Annotated in this window: 14 protein-coding genes; 13 read left to right on the plus strand and 1 reads right to left on the minus strand. The window is 49.6% G+C overall.

What is annotated here, in order from left to right:
* The 9 genes from EA14781_RS11285 to EA14781_RS11325 form a co-directional block, all read left to right on the plus strand.
* The coding region (locus tag EA14781_RS11285) for a toprim domain-containing protein (RefSeq protein WP_042326713.1) at positions 1-474 on the plus strand (474 nt) is incomplete at its 5' end.
* Positions 455-2,293: a DUF927 domain-containing protein gene (locus EA14781_RS11290; protein WP_000198854.1), complete on the plus strand. Its 1,839-nt coding sequence runs from the start codon at positions 455-457 to the stop codon at positions 2,291-2,293. The genes EA14781_RS11285 and EA14781_RS11290, both read left to right, overlap by 20 nt.
* 699 nt (positions 2,294-2,992) lie before the next feature.
* A complete protein-coding gene (locus tag EA14781_RS11295) occupies positions 2,993-3,283 on the plus strand; it encodes a hypothetical protein (RefSeq protein ID WP_000549243.1) in 291 nt (96 codons plus the stop codon).
* A gap of 980 nt (positions 3,284-4,263) precedes the next feature.
* A complete protein-coding gene (gene cadC / locus EA14781_RS11300; protein WP_001187164.1) occupies positions 4,264-5,802 on the plus strand; it encodes a lysine decarboxylation/transport transcriptional activator CadC in 1,539 nt (512 codons plus the stop codon).
* Positions 5,803-6,166: 364 nt separating this feature from the next.
* On the plus strand, positions 6,167-7,501 hold the full coding sequence (cadB, locus tag EA14781_RS11305) for a cadaverine/lysine antiporter (RefSeq protein WP_000092917.1): 1,335 nt from the start codon (positions 6,167-6,169) through the stop codon (positions 7,499-7,501).
* A gap of 78 nt (positions 7,502-7,579) precedes the next feature.
* Complete coding sequence (cadA, locus tag EA14781_RS11310; RefSeq protein WP_002460343.1) at positions 7,580-9,727, plus strand: lysine decarboxylase CadA; 2,148 nt, start codon at positions 7,580-7,582, stop codon at positions 9,725-9,727.
* A 58-nt stretch (positions 9,728-9,785) separates the two neighbouring features.
* Complete coding sequence (gene dtpC, locus EA14781_RS11315) at positions 9,786-11,243, plus strand: dipeptide/tripeptide permease DtpC (RefSeq protein WP_000856810.1); 1,458 nt, start codon at positions 9,786-9,788, stop codon at positions 11,241-11,243.
* 235 nt (positions 11,244-11,478) lie between these two features.
* Positions 11,479-12,996 carry a lysine--tRNA ligase gene (gene lysS, locus EA14781_RS11320; RefSeq protein ID WP_000003797.1) on the plus strand — a complete coding sequence of 506 codons (1,518 nt, stop codon included), beginning with the start codon at positions 11,479-11,481 and terminating at the stop codon, positions 12,994-12,996.
* Positions 12,997-13,264: 268 nt separating this feature from the next.
* On the plus strand, positions 13,265-13,882 hold the full coding sequence (locus tag EA14781_RS11325) for a trimeric intracellular cation channel family protein (protein WP_000924290.1): 618 nt from the start codon (positions 13,265-13,267) through the stop codon (positions 13,880-13,882).
* On the opposite strand, the gene ligB is transcribed toward EA14781_RS11325, so the two are convergent.
* Positions 13,879-15,564 carry an NAD-dependent DNA ligase LigB gene (gene ligB, locus EA14781_RS11330; RefSeq protein ID WP_002460340.1) on the minus strand — a complete coding sequence of 562 codons (1,686 nt, stop codon included), beginning with the start codon at positions 15,562-15,564 and terminating at the stop codon, positions 13,879-13,881. The two genes, EA14781_RS11325 and ligB, sit on opposite strands and share 4 nt — an antisense overlap.
* A gap of 257 nt (positions 15,565-15,821) precedes the next feature.
* Between ligB and gmk the strand changes: the two genes are divergently transcribed.
* The 4 genes from gmk to trmH are packed head-to-tail and all read left to right on the plus strand — an operon-like array spanning position 15,822 to position 19,596.
* Positions 15,822-16,445, plus strand: a complete 624-nt coding sequence (gene gmk / locus EA14781_RS11340) for a guanylate kinase (RefSeq protein WP_002460337.1) — start codon at positions 15,822-15,824, stop codon at positions 16,443-16,445.
* A 54-nt stretch (positions 16,446-16,499) separates the two neighbouring features.
* Entirely contained in the window at positions 16,500-16,775 is a 276-nt protein-coding gene (gene rpoZ / locus EA14781_RS11345) for a DNA-directed RNA polymerase subunit omega (protein ID WP_000135055.1), read from the plus strand.
* Between the two features lie 18 nt (positions 16,776-16,793).
* A complete protein-coding gene (gene spoT / locus EA14781_RS11350; protein ID WP_000280464.1) occupies positions 16,794-18,902 on the plus strand; it encodes a bifunctional GTP diphosphokinase/guanosine-3',5'-bis pyrophosphate 3'-pyrophosphohydrolase in 2,109 nt (702 codons plus the stop codon).
* 4 nt (positions 18,903-18,906) lie between these two features.
* Positions 18,907-19,596: a tRNA (guanosine(18)-2'-O)-methyltransferase TrmH gene (gene trmH, locus EA14781_RS11355; protein WP_000993812.1), complete on the plus strand. Its 690-nt coding sequence runs from the start codon at positions 18,907-18,909 to the stop codon at positions 19,594-19,596.
* Position 19,597 lies beyond the last annotated feature (1 nt).

Consider the following 19,597-nt stretch of genomic DNA (forward strand, 5'->3'; position numbering starts at 1 on the left):
TACAACGTATGCGGCGAAGTGGTGAACGTGCAGATTATCAGCCCGGACGGTCGAAAAATGTTTCTCCGTGATGGTCAGGTGCAGGGGGCTTTTCATGTTATGGGGAGCTTTGACCTGATGGCCCCGGAAGCACCGGAACATGACGTTTACGTGTGTGAGGGGTGGGCCACCGGGGCCGCCCTTCTCCAGTACTGGAACGTCATGGCCGTGGTGTGTGCCATGAATGCGGGAAACCTTAAACATGTGGCTATGGCGCTGCGTGAGCGATACGGCTCGCGCATATCTCTCGTTATCGCCGGGGATGATGACCGGGCATCAAAAGATAACCCCGGTTCCAGAGCGGCCAACGAAGCCGCATTGCTGGCCGGATGTTACGTCACATTCCCGGAATGGCCGCCCGGTGCATCACCAGACCTTTCCGACTTTAACGATTTGATGCTATGGGAAATGGAGCATGACCCGGACAACCACTAAAACCCCGGTCACATCCGGGAAGAGAAAACCACCACGCAAGAAACACCCCAAAGTCAGCCCGGCACGTCCGGGCTACGCCACTTATTCGCAGCATGTACAGGTGGACGGCGGCCAGATACTGAAACCCGGCCTTTACTGGCACGGCGTGCGCGACTCAACCAACACAGACACGTTTATCTGTTCCCCGCTGGAGGTCATCGCCATGACCAGCGACAGCAAAGACGAAAACTACGGGCGATTACTCCGTTTTCTCACGCCGTCAGGCCAGTGGCGGGAATGGGCCGCACCGATGGAAATGCTCGCCGGAGACGGCGGAGAACTCAGGCAGGAACTGCTACGCATGGGCGTTACCATTCCCTACAAACAACGGCAGGCACTGACTGAATACATCATGGAGTCAGCACCAAAACGCCGGGCGCTCGCGGCCACGGCCACCGGGTGGCACTCCCCGGCCCTGTTTGTCATGCCGGGCGGGGTTATCGGTGATGGTGATGTGGTGTTTCAGTCAACAGAAGCAGGCTCACAGGAGTACGCCACCGCAGGAACGCCGGAGGGCTGGCGCGACAACGTGGCCGCATTATGCCGGGGAAACCCGGTAGCCATGCTGGCCGTGTGTGCATCGCTCGCCGGGCCGTTGCTGTGGTTGCTTGATGTGGACAGCGGCGGATTTCATTTCATGGGCGACAGTTCCAGCGGGAAAAGCGTGGGGGCACTGGTGGCCTGTAGCGTATGGGGAGAACCCCGCAACTTTAAACGCAACTGGAACGCCACCAGCACCGGGCTTGAAGGACTGGCGACCATGCGGAACGATACCGCGCTGATACTGGATGAAATTGGCGAAGCCCCGGCCAGAGATATTGGCGGGCTGATTTATCAGCTTGGCAACGGAACAGGCCGCCAGCGTGGCAAGGTGTCCGGCATGGCCCGCCCGGTCAACACATGGCGCACCATGATTATTTCCACCGGGGAAATGACCGTGGGTAAACACATGGAAAGCGGCGGCCAGCGCATCAAGGCCGGGCAGGAAATGCGGTTACTGGATATTCCGGCACAGCGGCTTTACGGGGCATTTGACTGTCTTCACGGAATGGCACTACCCCACAACCCCGACAACGACACAGAACGCCGGGGAGCAGGCCGGAAATTTGCCGAAACGCTGCGCGGTAATGCGGCCACCCATTACGGCCACGCCGGGCCGGAGTTTGTGCGCTGGCTGATTTCCCGCAATGAAAGTGACACCACCAGCACCGACAGCAACGGCCAGACGCTGGCGGATATGTACGCCATACTGCGCGAACAATTCCCCGTAAGCACCGGGCAGGAGGCGCGCGCCGCCGCGCGTTTCACACTGTGCGCACTGGCCGGGGAAATGGCGATAACTGCCGGGATTCTGCCGTGGAAACAGGGCGAAGCACTGGAGGCAGTGAAAGCGATGTTTGATGCGTGGGCGGGTTATCGTGGCCGGGGGCAATCGGAGGACGTGAAAATACTCCGGGCCGTCGCGGGGTTTATCGCCCGCCATGCTTCACGCTTTGAAGGGGGCAGCACATGCAGCGAACCAGTAAGCAACCGCGCCGGATGGTGGCGAGCGGGGAGCAACGGCGACCGGGTTTACTGGTTTTTACCGGAAGCACTATGTGAGGCGGCCAGCGGCTACGACCTGAAACGCATAGCGGCCAGTCTTGACGATGCTGGCGCGATTGTTGACCGCGACACGGACGGGAAACGCCGATACACAAAACGCGTTTCCGTTAACGGGGAGAAACACCGCGTTTACGCCATCGGCCAGAATGCATTGTTATTCGCAATTGATGAATAATTCACAAAAATTGCGTTTTTAAAAACTGAAAAAGTGGTGGGAATGGTGGGAACTGTGGGAACCGTAAAAATAAAACATATATAAATCAGTAAATAATAAAACAACCAGTATAATTATTGTTCGTTTTTGAGTGGGAACTCTGCGGGAACTGGTGGGAACCGCAGAGAACAAAAAATAGCCGCCACGGTTCCCACAAAAAGCCACCGTGGGAACTGGTGGGAACCACTGAAAGCCGCGTGGTTCTAGGCGGTTCCCACAGTTCCCACCAGTCCCACCAACTTGCACAATATTACGCACGGCAAAAAACGCAACATAAAAACCCGGCAATCCCTTACGTGGCGCGGGATGCAAGGCAATTTCAGTGTGCAAAACGGGTTAAACAGCAAAACCACACAGAATAGCGAAAAGGCCAGCAATGGCGCGGCCTGCGGAGCATTTACCAGTGAATTACGAATAACGCTTTTTAAGGGCAAAAATGCACCTTTTGACGCACAAAATCACGCGAAGCCAGACGCGGCGCGGCTTACAGCCGTGTTTATATGCCTGATTACCGTTTTCTGGCGGTAAAAAAGAACACCGAAACACACGCGCAGCCCGCGCCACACAAGGGATACAGCAAAATGAGCACATCAGAACACGCAGAAATCACGAAAAAACGCCATAAAACGCACGTTTTCAGCGATTCAGAACATCAGATTTATGCATAAGTTATTCAGCCTGCCGGATGCATTGTGTGAGTTTATCCGGGCATTACCTACACCGGATTTACCGGAAGCGCACCAGCCCGAAACATGGCCGGAAGACAACACCACCAGCAACGGCCAGACGCTGGCGGATATGTGTGCCCCGTCTGCGGCGTGGCTGGCTGCCCGTGATGCGTATATCAGCCATATCATGGCCTGCCCGCATTGCGTTACCAGCGGCGTTAAAAAACCGCGTCATTGCGCTGAGGGGGAGCGACTACGCCAGAACTACGACCACACCAGATAACCACCACACCCCGGAGATTAATTCCGGGAACAGCCGGGAGAAGGCGGGAAAAGGCGGGATTAATCCGGGAATAAACGGAAATAACCGGGATTTCGTGGGACTACCCGCCATAAGGCGGGGTAGCGGTCATTATTCCGCGCCGTTCTCCCCGACCAGAGCACACGCGGCGCGGGCTGCATGGCATTTCAGGCCATGCCAGAAATGAACTTTTTCGCCCATTTTTACCCTGAATATGGTAAAAAATGCTCACCCGCTGCCGGGCCATGAACAAAATCAGCCCCATTATGCATGGCAGCCACATACCACCAGCCACATCACAGAGCGCCATTGAGTGCCCGAGAGCACCACGAGCGCCATTTTAAAACCCGTTTCAAAGCACCATAAAAGCGGCTTTAACATCCTGTTTTAGCCTGCACCCTCGCAAAGTGTGTACATAAGCGTGTACATACACCCCAACACACCACCAGCACAATCGCACTACACAAGGAACAGATGCAGATACTAAATATTCAGATTCAAGTAACGATTTGTTCGCCTTCAGAAAAAATTAAAGATACCTAAGAGCCCGATATTTCGGGCTTTTTTGCAACTGTATATACATTGCATTTTGAATACGACAGTTTGAGTACACCCCGTTTTCAACGTTTGGATTCATGCAAAATACCAAAACGATGTACAGGCTTTTACACGATCTGTAAGAACTTCGTCGCCCACCATAAAACATACATTTTGTCAGGTCACTTTTTCAAACATCGTAAATGTAAATAAACTGTGATCATAGTTATGTGTTTTTTATGATATAGTCTTGTTGGGTAAAGCAATTCACAGATATGTTTAAACCTTCACCTATATATTTAGAAAATGATGCATAAATGGATTAAATAACATTTATATGAATTGATTGCTGAATGTCTATAGATGGTAAAAATAGGTTATGGCAATTATCATTGAACCAGTCCCTTTTCGAATGAGTTTCTATTATGCAACAACCTGTAGTTCGCGTTGGCGAATGGCTTGTTACTCCGTCCATAAACCAAATAAGTCGCAATGGGCGTCAACTTACCCTGGAGCCGCGGTTAATCGATCTTCTGGTTTTCTTTGCCCAACATAGTGGCGAAGTACTTAGCAGAGATGAACTTATCGATAATGTCTGGAAGAGGAGTATCGTCACCAATCACGTTGTGACGCAGAGTATCTCAGAACTACGTAAGTCATTAAAAGATAATGATGAAGATAGTCCTGTCTATATCGCTACTGTCCCGAAGCGCGGTTATAAATTAATGGTACCGGTTATCTGGTACAGCGCAGAGGAGGGGGAAGAAATGATGTTATCTTCGCCAACCTCTATACCAGAGACGATTCCTGATACAGCTTCTCCCGTCCACAACCTTAACATCCAATACACTCCAACACCTCCCGAACACTCCCCAGTTAGAAGCAAACGATTAACTACTTTTTGGGTATGGTTTTTTTTCCTGTTGTCGTTAGGTATCTGTGTAGTACTCGTGGCATTGTCCAGTTTTGAAACGCGTCTTCCTACGAGTAAATCGCGTATTTTGCTCAATCCACGCGATATTGACATTCATATGGTGAATAAGAGTTGTAACAACTGGACTTCTCCATATCAGCGCTCTTACGCAATAGGGGTGGGCGATTTAGTGGCTACGTCACTTAATACCTTCTCCACCTTTATGGTGCATGACAAAACTAACTACAACATTGATGAACCGAGCAGCTCCGGTAAAACGCTATCTATTGCGTTTGTTAATCAGCGCCAATATCGCGCTCAGCAGTGCTTTATGTCGGTGAAATTGGTAGACAATGCAGATGGTTCAACCATGTTGGATAAACGTTACGTCATCACCAACGGTAACCAGCTGGCAATTCAAAATGATTTACTGGAAAGCCTGTCAAAGGCGTTGAATCAACCGTGGCCACAACGAATGCAGGAGATGTTTCAACAATTTTTACCTCATCGCGGTGCTTTATTAACTAATTTTTACCAGGCACACGATTATTTAATGCATGGCGATGATAAATCATTGAATCGTGCCAGTGAGTTATTAGGTGAGATTCTTGAATCATCGCCTGATTTTATCTATGCGAGAGCAGAGAAAGCCTTAGTTGATATAGTGCGTCATTCTCAGCATCCTTTAGATGAAAAACAATTAGCAGCTCTGAATACAGAAATTGATAACATTGGTACAATGCCGGGTGTGAATAACCTGTCCATTTTTTATCAAATAAAAACAGTCAGTGCTTTAGAAAAAGGAAAAATAGACGACGCGTATCAGGCGATAAATACTGGCATTGACCTTGAAATGTCCTGGCTAAATTATGTGTTGCTTGGCAAGGTTTATGAAATGAAGGGGATGAACAGGGAAGCTGCTGATGCATATCTCACTGCCTTTAATTTACGTCCAGGTGAAAATACTCTTTACTGGATTGAAAATGGCGTATTCCAGACCTCTGTCCCTTACGTTGTTCCTTACCTTGACAAATTTCTCTCTTCGGAATAAGTAAAATCCCGTGCATATTCATTCACGGGAACACTTATTGTTGAATTTTTATGTTTTCTTATTGTTTAATATGTTGCGGTAATTTATTTTCCGCATAATTTTTATTACATATATTTAACCATCGGAATTTACGTAACTTATTGTAATTATTGAATGTTTATCTTTTCATGATATCTACTTGCTATTCTGATCTGTTAATGGAGAGCTCAAGACCTCACTTACAGAAACTTTTGTATTATTTCACCTAATCTTTAGGATTAATCCTTTTTTTTTGAGTAGTCTTGTCGCCAGTTTGGTCTGGTCAATAAATAGTTATACATCATGATCCGGACTCCAAATTCTAAAATGAACTTAGGAGAAAAGCATGAGTTCTGCCAAGAAGATCGGGCTATTTGCCTGTACCGGTGTAGTTGCCGGTAATATGATGGGGAGCGGTATTGCATTATTACCTGCGAACCTTGCAAGTATCGGTGGTATTGCTATCTGGGGTTGGATTATCTCTATTATTGGTGCAATGTCGCTGGCTTATGTATATGCCCGACTGGCAACCAAAAACCCGCAGCAAGGTGGCCCAATTGCTTATGCCGGGGAAATTTCTCCTGCATTTGGTTTCCAGACAGGTGTTCTTTATTATCACGCTAACTGGATTGGTAACCTGGCGATTGGTATTACCGCTGTATCTTATCTTTCAACCTTCTTCCCGGTATTAAATGATCCTGTTCCGGCTGGTATCGCCTGTATTGCTATCGTCTGGGTATTTACCTTTGTAAATATGCTCGGCGGTACCTGGGTAAGCCGTTTAACCACTATTGGTCTGGTGCTGGTTCTTATTCCGGTAGTTATGACTGCTATTGTTGGCTGGCACTGGTTTGATTCTGCGACTTATGCAGCTAACTGGAATACTGCGGGTACCACTGACGGTCATGCAATCATTAAAAGTATTCTGCTCTGCCTGTGGGCCTTCGTAGGTGTGGAATCTGCAGCAGTAAGTACTGGTATGGTTAAAAACCCGAAACGTACTGTTCCACTGGCAACCATGCTGGGTACTGGTTTAGCAGGTATTGTCTACATTGCTGCGACCCAGGTTCTTTCCGGTATGTATCCGTCTTCTGTAATGGCAGGTTCCGGTGCTCCGTTTGCAATCAGTGCTTCCACTATTCTGGGTGACTGGGCTGCGCCGATGATTTCTGCATTCACCGCATTTGCGTGCCTGACTTCTCTGGGCTCCTGGATGATGCTGGTAGGCCAGGCAGGTGTACGTGCCGCTAACGACGGTAACTTCCCGAAAGTTTATGGTGAAGTCGACAGCAACGGTATTCCGAAAAAAGGTCTGCTGCTGGCTGCAGTGAAAATGACTGCCCTGATGATCCTTATCACTCTGATGAACTCTGCCGGTGGCAAAGCATCTGACCTGTTCGGTGAACTGACGGGTATCGCAGTACTGCTGACCATGCTGCCGTACTTCTACTCTTGCGTTGACCTGATTCGTTTTGAAGGCGTTAACATCCGCAACTTTGCCAGCCTGATCTGCTCTGTACTGGGTTGCGTGTTCTGCTTCATCGCTCTGATGGGCGCAAGCTCCTTCGAGCTGGCAGGTACCTTCATCGTCAGCCTGATTATCCTGATGTTCTACGCTCGCAAAATGCACGAGCGCCAGAGCCACTCAATGGATAACCACACAGCGTCTAACGCACATTAATTAAAAGTATTTTCCGAAGCTCCTCCTTTCATTTGTCCCATGTGTTGGGAGGGGCTTTCTTTACCTGGAGATATGACTATGAACGTTATTGCAATATTGAATCACATGGGGGTTTATTTTAAAGAAGAACCCATCCGTGAACTTCATCGCGCGCTTGAACGTCTGAACTTCCAGATTGTTTACCCGAACGACCGTGACGACTTATTAAAACTGATCGAAAACAATGCGCGTCTGTGCGGTGTTATTTTTGACTGGGATAAATACAATCTCGAGTTGTGCGAAGAAATTAGCAAAATGAACGAGAACCTGCCGTTGTACGCGTTCGCTAATACTTATTCCACACTCGATGTAAGCCTGAACGATCTGCGTTTACAGATTAGTTTCTTTGAATATGCGCTGGGTGCTGCCGATGATATTGCTAACAAGATCAAGCAGACCACTGACGAATATATCAATACTATTCTGCCGCCACTGACCAAAGCGCTGTTTAAATATGTACGTGAAGGTAAATATACTTTCTGTACTCCTGGCCACATGGGCGGTACTGCATTCCAGAAAAGCCCGGTAGGTAGCCTGTTCTATGATTTCTTTGGTCCAAACACCATGAAATCTGATATTTCCATTTCAGTATCTGAACTGGGTTCTCTGCTGGATCACAGTGGTCCGCACAAAGAAGCAGAACAGTATATCGCCCGCGTATTTAACGCAGACCGCAGCTACATGGTAACCAACGGTACTTCCACTGCGAACAAGATTGTTGGTATGTACTCTGCTCCGGCAGGCAGCACCATTCTGATTGACCGTAACTGTCACAAATCGCTGACCCACCTGATGATGATGAGCGATGTTACGCCAATCTATTTCCGCCCAACCCGTAACGCTTACGGTATTCTTGGCGGTATCCCACAGAGTGAATTCCAGCACGCTACCATTGCTAAGCGCGTTAAAGAAACACCAAACGCAACCTGGCCGGTACATGCCGTAATTACTAACTCTACCTATGACGGTCTGCTGTACAACACCGACTTCATCAAGAAAACGCTGGATGTGAAATCCATCCATTTTGACTCCGCATGGGTGCCTTACACCAACTTCTCACCGATTTACGAAGGTAAATGCGGTATGAGCGGTGGCCGTGTAGAAGGGAAAGTGATTTACGAAACCCAGTCCACTCACAAACTGCTGGCGGCGTTCTCTCAGGCTTCCATGATCCACGTTAAAGGCGATGTAAACGAAGAAACCTTTAACGAAGCCTACATGATGCACACCACCACTTCTCCGCATTACGGTATCGTGGCTTCCACTGAAACCGCTGCGGCGATGATGAAAGGTAATGCCGGTAAACGTCTGATCGACGGTTCCATCGAACGTGCGATCAAGTTCCGTAAAGAGATCAAACGTCTGAGAACGGAATCTGATGGCTGGTTCTTTGATGTATGGCAGCCAGATCACATCGATACGACTGAATGCTGGCCGCTGCGCTCTGACAGCACCTGGCACGGCTTCAAAAACATCGATAACGAGCACATGTATCTTGACCCGATCAAAGTCACTCTGCTGACTCCGGGGATGGAAAAAGACGGCACCATGAGCGAGTTCGGTATTCCGGCCAGCATCGTGGCGAAATACCTCGACGAACATGGCATCATTGTTGAGAAAACCGGTCCGTATAACCTGCTGTTCCTGTTCAGCATCGGTATCGATAAGACCAAAGCACTGAGCCTGCTGCGTGCTCTGACCGACTTCAAACGCGCGTTCGACCTGAACCTGCGTGTGAAAAACATGCTGCCGTCTCTGTATCGTGAAGATCCTGAATTCTATGAAAACATGCGTATTCAGGAACTGGCTCAGAATATCCACAAACTGATTGTTCAGCACAATCTGCCGGATCTGATGTATCGCGCATTTGAAGTTCTGCCGACCATGGTGATGACTCCGTATGCTGCGTTCCAGAAAGAGCTGCACGGTATGACCGAAGAAGTTTACATCGACGAAATGGTAGGTCGTATTAACGCTAATATGATCCTTCCGTATCCGCCGGGAGTTCCTCTGGTAATGCCGGGTGAAATGATCACTGAAGAAAGCCGTCCGGTTCTGGAGTTCCTGCAGATGCTGTGTGAAATCGGCGCTCACTATCCGGGCTTTGAAACCGATATTCACGGTGCATATCGTCAGGCTGATGGCCGCTATACCGTTAAGGTATTGAAAGAAGAAAGCAAAAAATAATTAGCTAGTACAAGGGAAGTGGCTTGCCACTTCCCTTTTTTGCTCATAAGGAGAACACATGAAAACACCCTCACAGCCGCGCGCGATATACTATATCGTGGCGATCCAGATCTGGGAGTACTTCAGTTTTTACGGCATGCGTGCCTTACTCATTCTCTATCTCACCCATCAGCTTGGTTTTGATGATAACCATGCCATTAGCCTGTTCAGCGCATATGCATCCCTGGTTTACGTTACCCCTATTCTCGGCGGCTGGCTTGCCGACCGCCTGCTCGGCAACCGCACTGCAGTAATTGCCGGCGCGCTATTAATGACTCTTGGCCATGTGGTGCTGGGCATTGATTCAAATTCAACCTTTAGCCTGTATCTGGCGCTGGCAATCATTATTTGTGGTTACGGTTTATTCAAATCAAACATCAGTTGTTTGCTTGGCGAGCTCTATGACGCGAACGATCATCGTCGTGATGGCGGTTTTTCGCTGCTGTATGCAGCGGGCAATATCGGCTCTATCGCCGCCCCCATCGCCTGTGGTCTGGCTGCACAGTGGTATGGATGGCATGTTGGCTTTGCCCTGGCGGGGGGCGGCATGTTTATCGGCTTGTTGATTTTCTTAAGTGGTCGTCGTCATTTTCAGTCCACGCGTGGCATGGATAAAAAAGCGCTCACTACCGTGAAGTTTGCCTTACCGGTATGGGGGTGGTTGATGGTGATGCTCTGTTTTGCCCCAGTATTTTTTACTCTGCTGCTGGAGAATGACTGGTCCGGCTATTTGCTGGCGATCGTTTGCCTTATTGCTGCACAAATCATTGCACGCCTGATGATCAAATACCCTGAACACCGTCGCGCTCTTTGGCAAATCGTATTGTTGATGTTTGTCGGAACGCTGTTCTGGGTGCTGGCACAACAGGGCGGCAGTACCATCAGCTTGTTTATCGATCGCTTTGTGAATCGTCAGGCATTCAATATTGAAGTACCTACTGCGCTATTCCAGTCAGTGAATGCAATTGCGGTAATGCTTGCCGGGATTGTACTTGCCTGGCTGGCATCGCCGGAAAGCCACGGCAACTCAACATTACGCGTCTGGCTGAAGTTTGCCTTTGGCTTACTGCTGATGGCTTGTGGCTTTATGTTGCTGGCATTTGATGCCCGGCACGCCGCGACTGGCGGTCAGGCGTCAATGAGCGTGATGATAGCCGGGCTGGCACTAATGGGCTTTGCCGAACTCTTTATTGATCCGGTGGCGATTGCGCAAATCACACGTCTGAAAATGTCTGGCGTATTAACCGGGATTTATATGCTGGCAACCGGGGCGGTCGCCAACTGGCTGGCCGGCGTAGTAGCACAGCAAACAACAGAGTCGCAAATTAGCGGTATGGCAATTGCGGCTTACCAGCGATTCTTTTCTCAGATGGGAGAGTGGACGTTGGGTTGTGTGGCGATCATCGTGGTATTGGCCCTTGCTGCCCGATTTCTGTTTAGCACGCCTACCAATATGATACAGGAGACTCGCGATTAATTGTCGGAGAAACAATTAGTTATAAGTTGGTATTTTTCAGTTTAACACACTAATAAATCGAGACGTGTAAGTCATTTAAACCATTTTATTGGTTATTTATTAGTGATATCAGCTTGAGGTGAGTGCTGGTTTCGATAAGATAAACTGAGTTATTTATAGTCGAGGCAGATAATACGGTATACCAATCTGTCTCTTTATCTACGCTAATTTGAACGCTGGATTTAGAGGAACCAAAATGTCTGAACGAGAAACACAGGGAGCCAATGAGGCTATTGATTTTAACGATGAATTGAGAAATCGTCGCGAAAAACTGGCAGCACTGCGTCAGCAAGGTGTGGCGTTTCCCAATGATTTCCGCCGTGACCATACCTCTGACCAGTTGCACGAAGAGTTTGATGCGAAGGATAACCAGGAACTGGAATCCTTAAACATTGAAGTCTCGGTTGCTGGCCGAATGATGACCCGCCGTATCATGGGGAAAGCTTCCTTTGTAACGTTGCAGGATGTGGGCGGTCGTATTCAACTGTATGTTGCACGAGATAGCCTGCCAGAAGGTGTTTATAACGATCAGTTTAAAAAATGGGATCTGGGCGACATTATCGGCGCACGTGGTACGCTGTTTAAGACGCAAACTGGCGAGCTTTCCATTCATTGTACTGAGTTGCGTCTGCTGACTAAGGCACTGCGTCCTTTGCCGGATAAATTCCATGGTCTTCAGGATCAGGAAGTACGTTATCGCCAACGTTATCTGGACCTGATCGCTAACGATAAATCCCGCCAAACTTTTGTTGTGCGCTCAAAAATTCTGGCGGCTATTCGCCAGTTCATGGTTGCTCGCGGCTTTATGGAAGTCGAAACGCCGATGATGCAGGTAATTCCAGGTGGGGCATCTGCTCGCCCGTTTATTACCCATCATAATGCTCTGGATTTGGATATGTATCTGCGTATCGCGCCGGAGCTGTATCTGAAACGCCTGGTTGTGGGTGGTTTTGAGCGGGTATTTGAAATCAACCGTAACTTCCGTAACGAAGGTATTTCTGTTCGCCATAATCCTGAGTTCACGATGATGGAACTCTACATGGCGTATGCGGATTACCACGATTTGATTGAACTTACAGAATCGCTGTTCCGTACACTGGCACAAGATGTACTGGGTACAACTAAAGTCACTTATGGCGAGCATGTGTTTGATTTCGGTAAACCGTTTGAAAAACTGACCATGCGTGAAGCAATCAAAAAATATCGTCCAGAAACCGATATGGCTGATCTGGATAATTTTGATGCTGCTAAAGCGTTAGCTGAATCTATCGGTATTACAGTAGAGAAAAGCTGGGGACTGGGGCGTATTGTCACCGAAATCTTTGATGAAGTGGCAGAAGCACATCTGATTCAGCCGACCTTTATTACTGAATATCCGGCAGAAGTGTCGCCGCTGGCGCGCCGTAATGATGTTAACCCGGAAATCACCGACCGCTTTGAATTCTTTATCGGCGGTCGTGAAATCGGTAATGGTTTTAGCGAATTAAACGACGCAGAAGATCAGGCCGAACGTTTCCAGGAGCAGGTTAACGCCAAAGCTGCAGGTGACGACGAAGCCATGTTCTACGACGAAGATTACGTCACTGCACTGGAATATGGTTTGCCGCCAACTGCGGGTCTGGGTATTGGTATCGACCGAATGATCATGTTGTTTACTAACAGTCATACGATCCGCGACGTTATTCTTTTCCCGGCTATGCGTCCGCAGAAATAAGTTCCGCTTTAATTCAAGAGATATGTAATGCTGCCCGCTCAGGCGGGCAGCATTTTACTTAGTGGAAAAGCTGTCAGAAAACGACCGTTTACCATACTTTTTCTAATGCGTTTTTCTTAGCGTGACACCAGAAAAATGCATGCATACTACAGAAAATCTCAACCCCACATAATCACAACTTATCAATTTAGTCTCACCTTAAAAAATCTCAATCGTGACAACGTGCATAAATCGCTACCCTGCCAGGCAGATTTTTAGGGAGAGAGCCATGCTGTTACACATTTTGTATTTGGTTGGCATTACTGCCGAAGCCATGACGGGGGCGCTGGCGGCCGGACGGCGGCGCATGGATACATTTGGCGTAATTATCATTGCGACAGCTACTGCAATCGGTGGCGGTTCAGTGCGCGATATCCTTTTAGGACACTATCCGCTCGGCTGGGTCAAACATCCTGAATATGTGATTATCGTCGCCACCGCTGCGGTTCTCACCACTATCGTCGCCCCTGTAATGCCTTACTTGCGAAAAGTCTTTCTGGTGCTGGATGCGCTCGGATTGGTGGTATTTTCTATCATTGGCGCGCAGGTTGCGCTGGATATGGGCCACGGCCCAATCATTGCCGTCGTCGCCGCTGTGACTACCGGCGTATTTGGCGGCGTATTGCGCGATATGTTCTGTAAACGTATTCCCCTGGTCTTTCAAAAAGAGCTGTACGCCGGCGTTTCGTTTGCTTCCGCCGTGCTGTATATCGTGCTGCAACACTATGTCTCTAACCATGATGTAGTGATTATCTCCACTCTGGCATTTGGTTTTTTTGCCCGTTTGCTGGCACTGCGTCTTAAACTGGGATTACCGGTTTTTTATTACAGCCACGAAGGTCACTAAGGCACAAAGCCTGTGATCTGCTGGGCAGCCAGCCAGTTGCCCAGCATCTTGATTTGCGCATTATCTTTCCATTCCATCACTTTGCTGGCACGCCGTGCTCCTGTACCCGGCAGTTGCTGCCAGTATTGTTCAGTTCTCTGCAAAAGTTGCTCCCAGGACCGTTCATCACTGGCGTTAAGAGCCGCCTGAGTTAACGGTATTCCCATTGCCATCACCCAGCGGGTAAAAGGTTGTTTGCGCGCAAGGTTAAACTGATGCCATAGTTGTTCGCTCTTACTTTTCGCTATTCCCGGTGTGTTATGTAATTGATCTGGCGTTAATGAAAGCCAGGAAAAGAGATGTTCAAAGCGATGAGTCTGGTGCAGCGTACGCCAGCCAGCCTCGCCAATTCCCTCCAGCCCCAAAACCTGTTTTGAACCCAGCCAGACTAAGCGTGAAATGAATTGTTCCCGGCAAACATCAGAAGCAAAGTAGCACGTCAACGAGTTAAAGCGGTTTTCTGGCGGCACGGGCTTAGTGCGTTCAGCACCACGCCACACCACATCGTCAATACGAGGAATGCCCTGACCTGCAAGGCTGATGAGAATTTGATCGCCAGGTGCAATGTCCCACTCCTGCCAGCGTCTGACAGAACCAATGTTCACCCGCTGAACCCGTTTATCGTCCAGCATAACTGGCGCGAGCGACGCCACTACCGAGATTTTTCCACTCTTACCCACGGCAAACTGAATGGCGTTCACTCCGGCAACCTGAGCCACCGGCTGATATTTCCACGCCGCCAGCCAGTCCGCCTGCCCCGGCAGCCAGTGGCTGGATTCCGGTTCTTTAGCCCCTCGCACAACCACGCCATCGGTGACAAAGGGTAACTTTGCTTTCCACCACTCATTGCGTGCGCATTCAACCTCATCTGCATTTTTCACCGCACGGGTATATCTCTGCGTTAACGCAAACCCGGCTGTCGCAAGCAAATGCAATCGATCAGTCATTGACTGCGGTCCATCCGGCCACGCCCAGATAAATACGCCCAGAGAATTTAGCGTGCCAGCGTTATCCTGTCGCATCATCAGGCCAGCCACTTTTGAGCGAGCATTCATCCCGCCCATTTGCTGTTGGATATGACTCTCACGCTGGAGAAAGATTTCGCCCTGAAGCGTGCTATTGGCTAAAGGTCCGCTTACAGAGTGCGGCACAGAAGAAATCTGACGTACTTTCTGCGTCCAGTCCTCACCCTTCAGACCATTGCCACGACTGATCGCCTGACTGAGTTTTCCATCGTGATAGACCAGAGTTACCGCGACACCATCTACTTTCGGTTGCACCCAAAGATCGCCGCGCCCACGCATCCATTGGCTTACCGCATTCTTATCGGTCAGTTTACGCACGCCGGTATGGGCGACAGGATGCATAACGGTGCCGTGTAACGGCGGTGCTATAGCATCACGATTTGTCTCTTCGCCAAAACAGCGTTGCCACTGGGCAAGGCGGGCGCTTAACTGATCGTAAATACTGTCTTCAATAGTACTTTGCCCTTCTTTCCAGTAATCATCGTCCCACTGTTTTATTTGTTGTTGCAGGCGGGAAATTTCGTCATGTGCTTTGGCTGGCGACCATGCCGGGCAGGCCGCCTGCGCCGACGATTGCCAGCACAGGATACTGATTAAGATCGCAATCCATACTTTCATCTTCACCTCCGCTGTACGTTGTCAGGCAGGTATACAACGTAGTGAAAACAAAACCGAGGGGCAAAAATGAAGCGTGGAATAACGATTCCAGAGAATCTTCTCTATTGCAGAAAATGACAGAAAACTTCGGAAGCAGGTACGCAAAACGCAACCACATTGTACAAAAAGTGTGAGCGAGGACTGCGTCAGCTAGCCGCAATGTGTATAATAAGCCCGTATGTACGTTTAATTTCGCTAATCACATACGTAAAATACTCATGGCTCAAGGCACGCTTTATATTGTTTCTGCCCCCAGTGGTGCGGGGAAATCCAGCCTGATTCAGGCTTTATTGAAAACTCAACCGTTGTATGACACCCAGGTTTCTGTTTCACACACCACGCGCGCGCCGCGTCCGGGTGAAGTACATGGTGAGCACTACTTCTTTGTTAATCATGATGAATTTAAAGAAATGATTAGCAGAGATGCGTTCCTCGAGCACGCAGAAGTGTTCGGTAATTACTATGGAACGTCACGCGAGGCCATCGAACAAGTGTTGGCGACTGGCGTAGATGTCTTCCTGGACATTGACTGGCAAGGTGCGCAGCAAATCCGCCAGAAAATGCCCCATGCACGGAGCATCTTTATTTTACCGCCGTCCAAAATCGAACTGGACCGCCGTCTGCGTGGTCGCGGTCAGGACAGCGAAGAGGTCATTGCAAAGCGTATGGCGCAAGCTGTTGCAGAAATGAGCCATTACGCCGAATATGATTACCTGATTGTGAATGATGACTTCGATACCGCATTGACCGATTTGAAGACCATTATTCGCGCCGAACGTTTGCGCATGAGCCGCCAAAAGCAGCGTCATGACGCTTTAATCAGCAAATTATTGGCAGACTGAATCTTCTTTCAGTATCATGCCCAGTCATTTCTTCACCTGTGGAGCTTTTTAAGTATGGCACGCGTAACTGTTCAGGACGCTGTAGAGAAAATTGGTAACCGTTTTGACCTGGTACTGGTCGCCGCGCGTCGCGCTCGTCAGATGCAGGTAGGCGGAAAGGATCCGCTGGTACCGGAAGAAAACGATAAAACCACAGTAATTGCGCTTCGCGAAATCGAAGAAGGTCTGATTAACAATCAGATCCTCGATGCTCGCGATCGTCAGGAACAGCAAGAGCAGGAAGCCGCTGAAATTAATGCCGTTGCCGCTATTGCTGAAGGTCGTCGTTAATCACAAAGCGGGTCGCCCTTGTATCTGTTTGAAAGCCTGAATCAACTGATTCAAAACTACCTGCCGGAAGACCAAATTAAACGTCTGCGGCAGGCGTATCTCGTTGCACGTGACGCTCACGAGGGGCAGACACGTTCAAGCGGTGAACCCTATATCACGCATCCGGTAGCGGTTGCTTGCATTCTGGCCGAGATGAAACTCGACTATGAAACGCTCATGGCGGCGCTACTGCATGACGTGATTGAAGATACCCCGGCCACCTACCAGGACATGGAACAGCTTTTTGGTAAAAGCGTCGCCGAACTGGTAGAAGGTGTATCGAAGCTTGATAAACTCAAGTTCCGCGATAAGAAAGAGGCGCAGGCCGAAAACTTTCGCAAGATGATTATGGCGATGGTGCAGGATATCCGCGTCATTCTCATCAAACTCGCTGACCGCACCCACAACATGCGCACACTGGGCGCACTACGCCCGGATAAACGCCGCCGCATCGCGCGCGAAACGTTGGAAATCTACAGTCCGCTGGCACACCGTTTAGGTATTCACCATATTAAAACCGAACTCGAAGAGCTGGGTTTTGAAGCGCTGTATCCAAACCGTTACCGCGTGATTAAAGAAGTGGTGAAAGCCGCGCGCGGCAACCGTAAAGAGATGATTCAAAAAATCCTCTCGGAAATCGAAGGGCGCTTGCAGGAAGCGGGAATCCCGTGCCGCGTCAGTGGACGTGAGAAGCATCTTTATTCGATCTACTGCAAAATGGTGCTCAAAGAGCAGCGTTTTCACTCAATAATGGATATCTACGCGTTCCGCGTGATCGTCCATGATGCCGATACTTGTTATCGCGTGCTCGGTCAGATGCACAACCTGTACAAGCCGCGTCCGGGACGTGTAAAAGACTATATCGCCATTCCAAAAGCAAACGGCTATCAGTCTTTACACACCTCAATGATTGGTCCGCACGGCGTGCCGGTTGAAGTCCAGATCCGTACTGAGGATATGGACCAGATGGCGGAGATGGGTGTTGCCGCTCACTGGGCGTATAAAGAACACGGCGAAACCAGCACGACTGCACAAATCCGCGCCCAGCGTTGGATGCAAAGCCTGCTGGAACTTCAGCAGAGTGCCGGTAGCTCGTTTGAATTTATCGAGAGCGTTAAATCCGATCTCTTCCCGGATGAGATTTACGTTTTCACACCGGAAGGGCGCATTGTCGAACTACCGGCTGGCGCCACACCCGTCGATTTCGCCTATGCGGTGCACACCGACATTGGTCACGCCTGCGTGGGCGCACGCGTCGACCGCCAGCCATATCCACTATCGCAGCCGCTCTCCAGCGGTCAAACCGTTGAAATCATTACCGCACCAGGCGCTCGTCCAAACGCTGCATGGCTGAACTTTGTCGTCAGTTCGAAAGCGCGCGCTAAAATTCGCCAGTTGCTGAAAAACCTTAAACGTGATGATTCCGTGAGCCTTGGTCGTCGTCTGCTCAATCATGCGTTAGGCGGCAGTCGTAAGCTCAATGAAATCCCGCAAGAGAATATTCAGCGCGAGCTGGATCGTATGAAGCTGGCGACGCTGGATGATCTGCTGGCGGAAATCGGTCTTGGCAACGCGATGAGCGTAGTAGTGGCGAAGAATCTTCAGTACGGGGATGCGCCTGTTCCTCCGGCAACATTGGCCCATGGTCATCTGCCGATTAAAGGTGCCGATGGTGTGTTGATCACTTTTGCGAAATGTTGCCGTCCGATTCCTGGCGATCCCATTATTGCTCATGTCAGCCCCGGTAAAGGTCTGGTGATTCACCATGAATCCTGCCGTAACATCCGTGGTTACCAGAAAGAGCCTGAAAAGTTTATGGCTGTAGAATGGGATAAAGAGACGGCGCAGGAGTTCATCACCGAAATCAAGGTGGAGATGTTCAACCATCAGGGCGCACTGGCAAACCTGACGGCGGCGATCAATACCACCAATTCCAATATTCAAAGTCTGAATACGGAAGAAAAAGATGGTCGTGTCTACAGCGCCTTTATTCGCCTGACTGCGCGCGACCGTGTACATCTGGCGAATATCATGCGCAAAATTCGCGTGATGCCGGACGTAATTAAAGTTACCCGAAACCGAAACTAGTCCTATGAATGCACAACGTTATGCGCGTATCTGCGAAATGCTCGCCAGGCGACAGCCTGATCTGACTGTCTGCATGGAACAGGTTCACAAGCCCCATAACGTTTCTGCGATCATTCGTACCGCAGATGCCGTTGGCGTACACGAAGTTCACGCTATCTGGCCGGGTAGCCGAATGCGCACCATGGCTTCAACCGCGGCAGGCAGCAACAGCTGGGTACAGGTGAAAACGCACCGCACTATTGGCGATGCCGTTGCCCATTTGAAAGGCCGGGGCATGCAGATTCTGGCAACGCATCTTTCTGACAACGCTGTCGATTTCCGCGAAATTGATTACACCTGCCCGACCTGTATTTTAATGGGCCAGGAGAAAACGGGTATCACGAAGGAAGCGTTAGAACTGGCGGATCAGGATATCATCATCCCGATGGTCGGTATGGTGCAGTCACTGAACGTCTCCGTCGCCTCCGCCCTTATTCTTTATGAAGCTCAACGTCAGCGACAAAACGCAGGCATGTATCTGCGTGAAAACAGCATGTTGCCGGAGGCAGAACAACAACGCCTGCTGTTTGAAGGCGGTTATCCGGTGCTGGCAAAAGTCGCAAAACGTAAAGGTCTTCCCTACCCCCACGTCAACCAGCAGGGCGAAATTGAAGCCGATGATAACTGGTGGGCCACCATGCAAGCGGCAGGGTAAG

Origin of the sequence: Escherichia albertii NBRC 107761 = DSM 17582, from assembly GCF_000759775.1 — a bacterium.
GTDB lineage: Bacteria > Pseudomonadota > Gammaproteobacteria > Enterobacterales > Enterobacteriaceae > Escherichia > Escherichia albertii.

What these genes read in the sequence shown, in the direction of transcription:
- EA14781_RS11290 (WP_000198854.1), top strand. Translation starts at nt 455, where the DNA reads ATGACCCGGACAACCACTAAAACCCCGGTCACATCCGGGAAGAGAAAA.
- ligB (WP_002460340.1), bottom strand. Translation starts at nt 15,564, where the DNA reads ATGAAAGTATGGATTGCGATCTTAATCAGTATCCTGTGCTGGCAATCG.
- EA14781_RS11325 (WP_000924290.1), top strand. Translation starts at nt 13,265, where the DNA reads ATGCTGTTACACATTTTGTATTTGGTTGGCATTACTGCCGAAGCCATG.
- trmH (WP_000993812.1), top strand. Translation starts at nt 18,907, where the DNA reads ATGAATGCACAACGTTATGCGCGTATCTGCGAAATGCTCGCCAGGCGA.
- lysS (WP_000003797.1), top strand. Translation starts at nt 11,479, where the DNA reads ATGTCTGAACGAGAAACACAGGGAGCCAATGAGGCTATTGATTTTAAC.
- dtpC (WP_000856810.1), top strand. Translation starts at nt 9,786, where the DNA reads ATGAAAACACCCTCACAGCCGCGCGCGATATACTATATCGTGGCGATC.
- cadB (WP_000092917.1), top strand. Translation starts at nt 6,167, where the DNA reads ATGAGTTCTGCCAAGAAGATCGGGCTATTTGCCTGTACCGGTGTAGTT.
- EA14781_RS11295 (WP_000549243.1), top strand. Translation starts at nt 2,993, where the DNA reads ATGCATAAGTTATTCAGCCTGCCGGATGCATTGTGTGAGTTTATCCGG.
- cadC (WP_001187164.1), top strand. Translation starts at nt 4,264, where the DNA reads ATGCAACAACCTGTAGTTCGCGTTGGCGAATGGCTTGTTACTCCGTCC.
- cadA (WP_002460343.1), top strand. Translation starts at nt 7,580, where the DNA reads ATGAACGTTATTGCAATATTGAATCACATGGGGGTTTATTTTAAAGAA.
- rpoZ (WP_000135055.1), top strand. Translation starts at nt 16,500, where the DNA reads ATGGCACGCGTAACTGTTCAGGACGCTGTAGAGAAAATTGGTAACCGT.
- gmk (WP_002460337.1), top strand. Translation starts at nt 15,822, where the DNA reads ATGGCTCAAGGCACGCTTTATATTGTTTCTGCCCCCAGTGGTGCGGGG.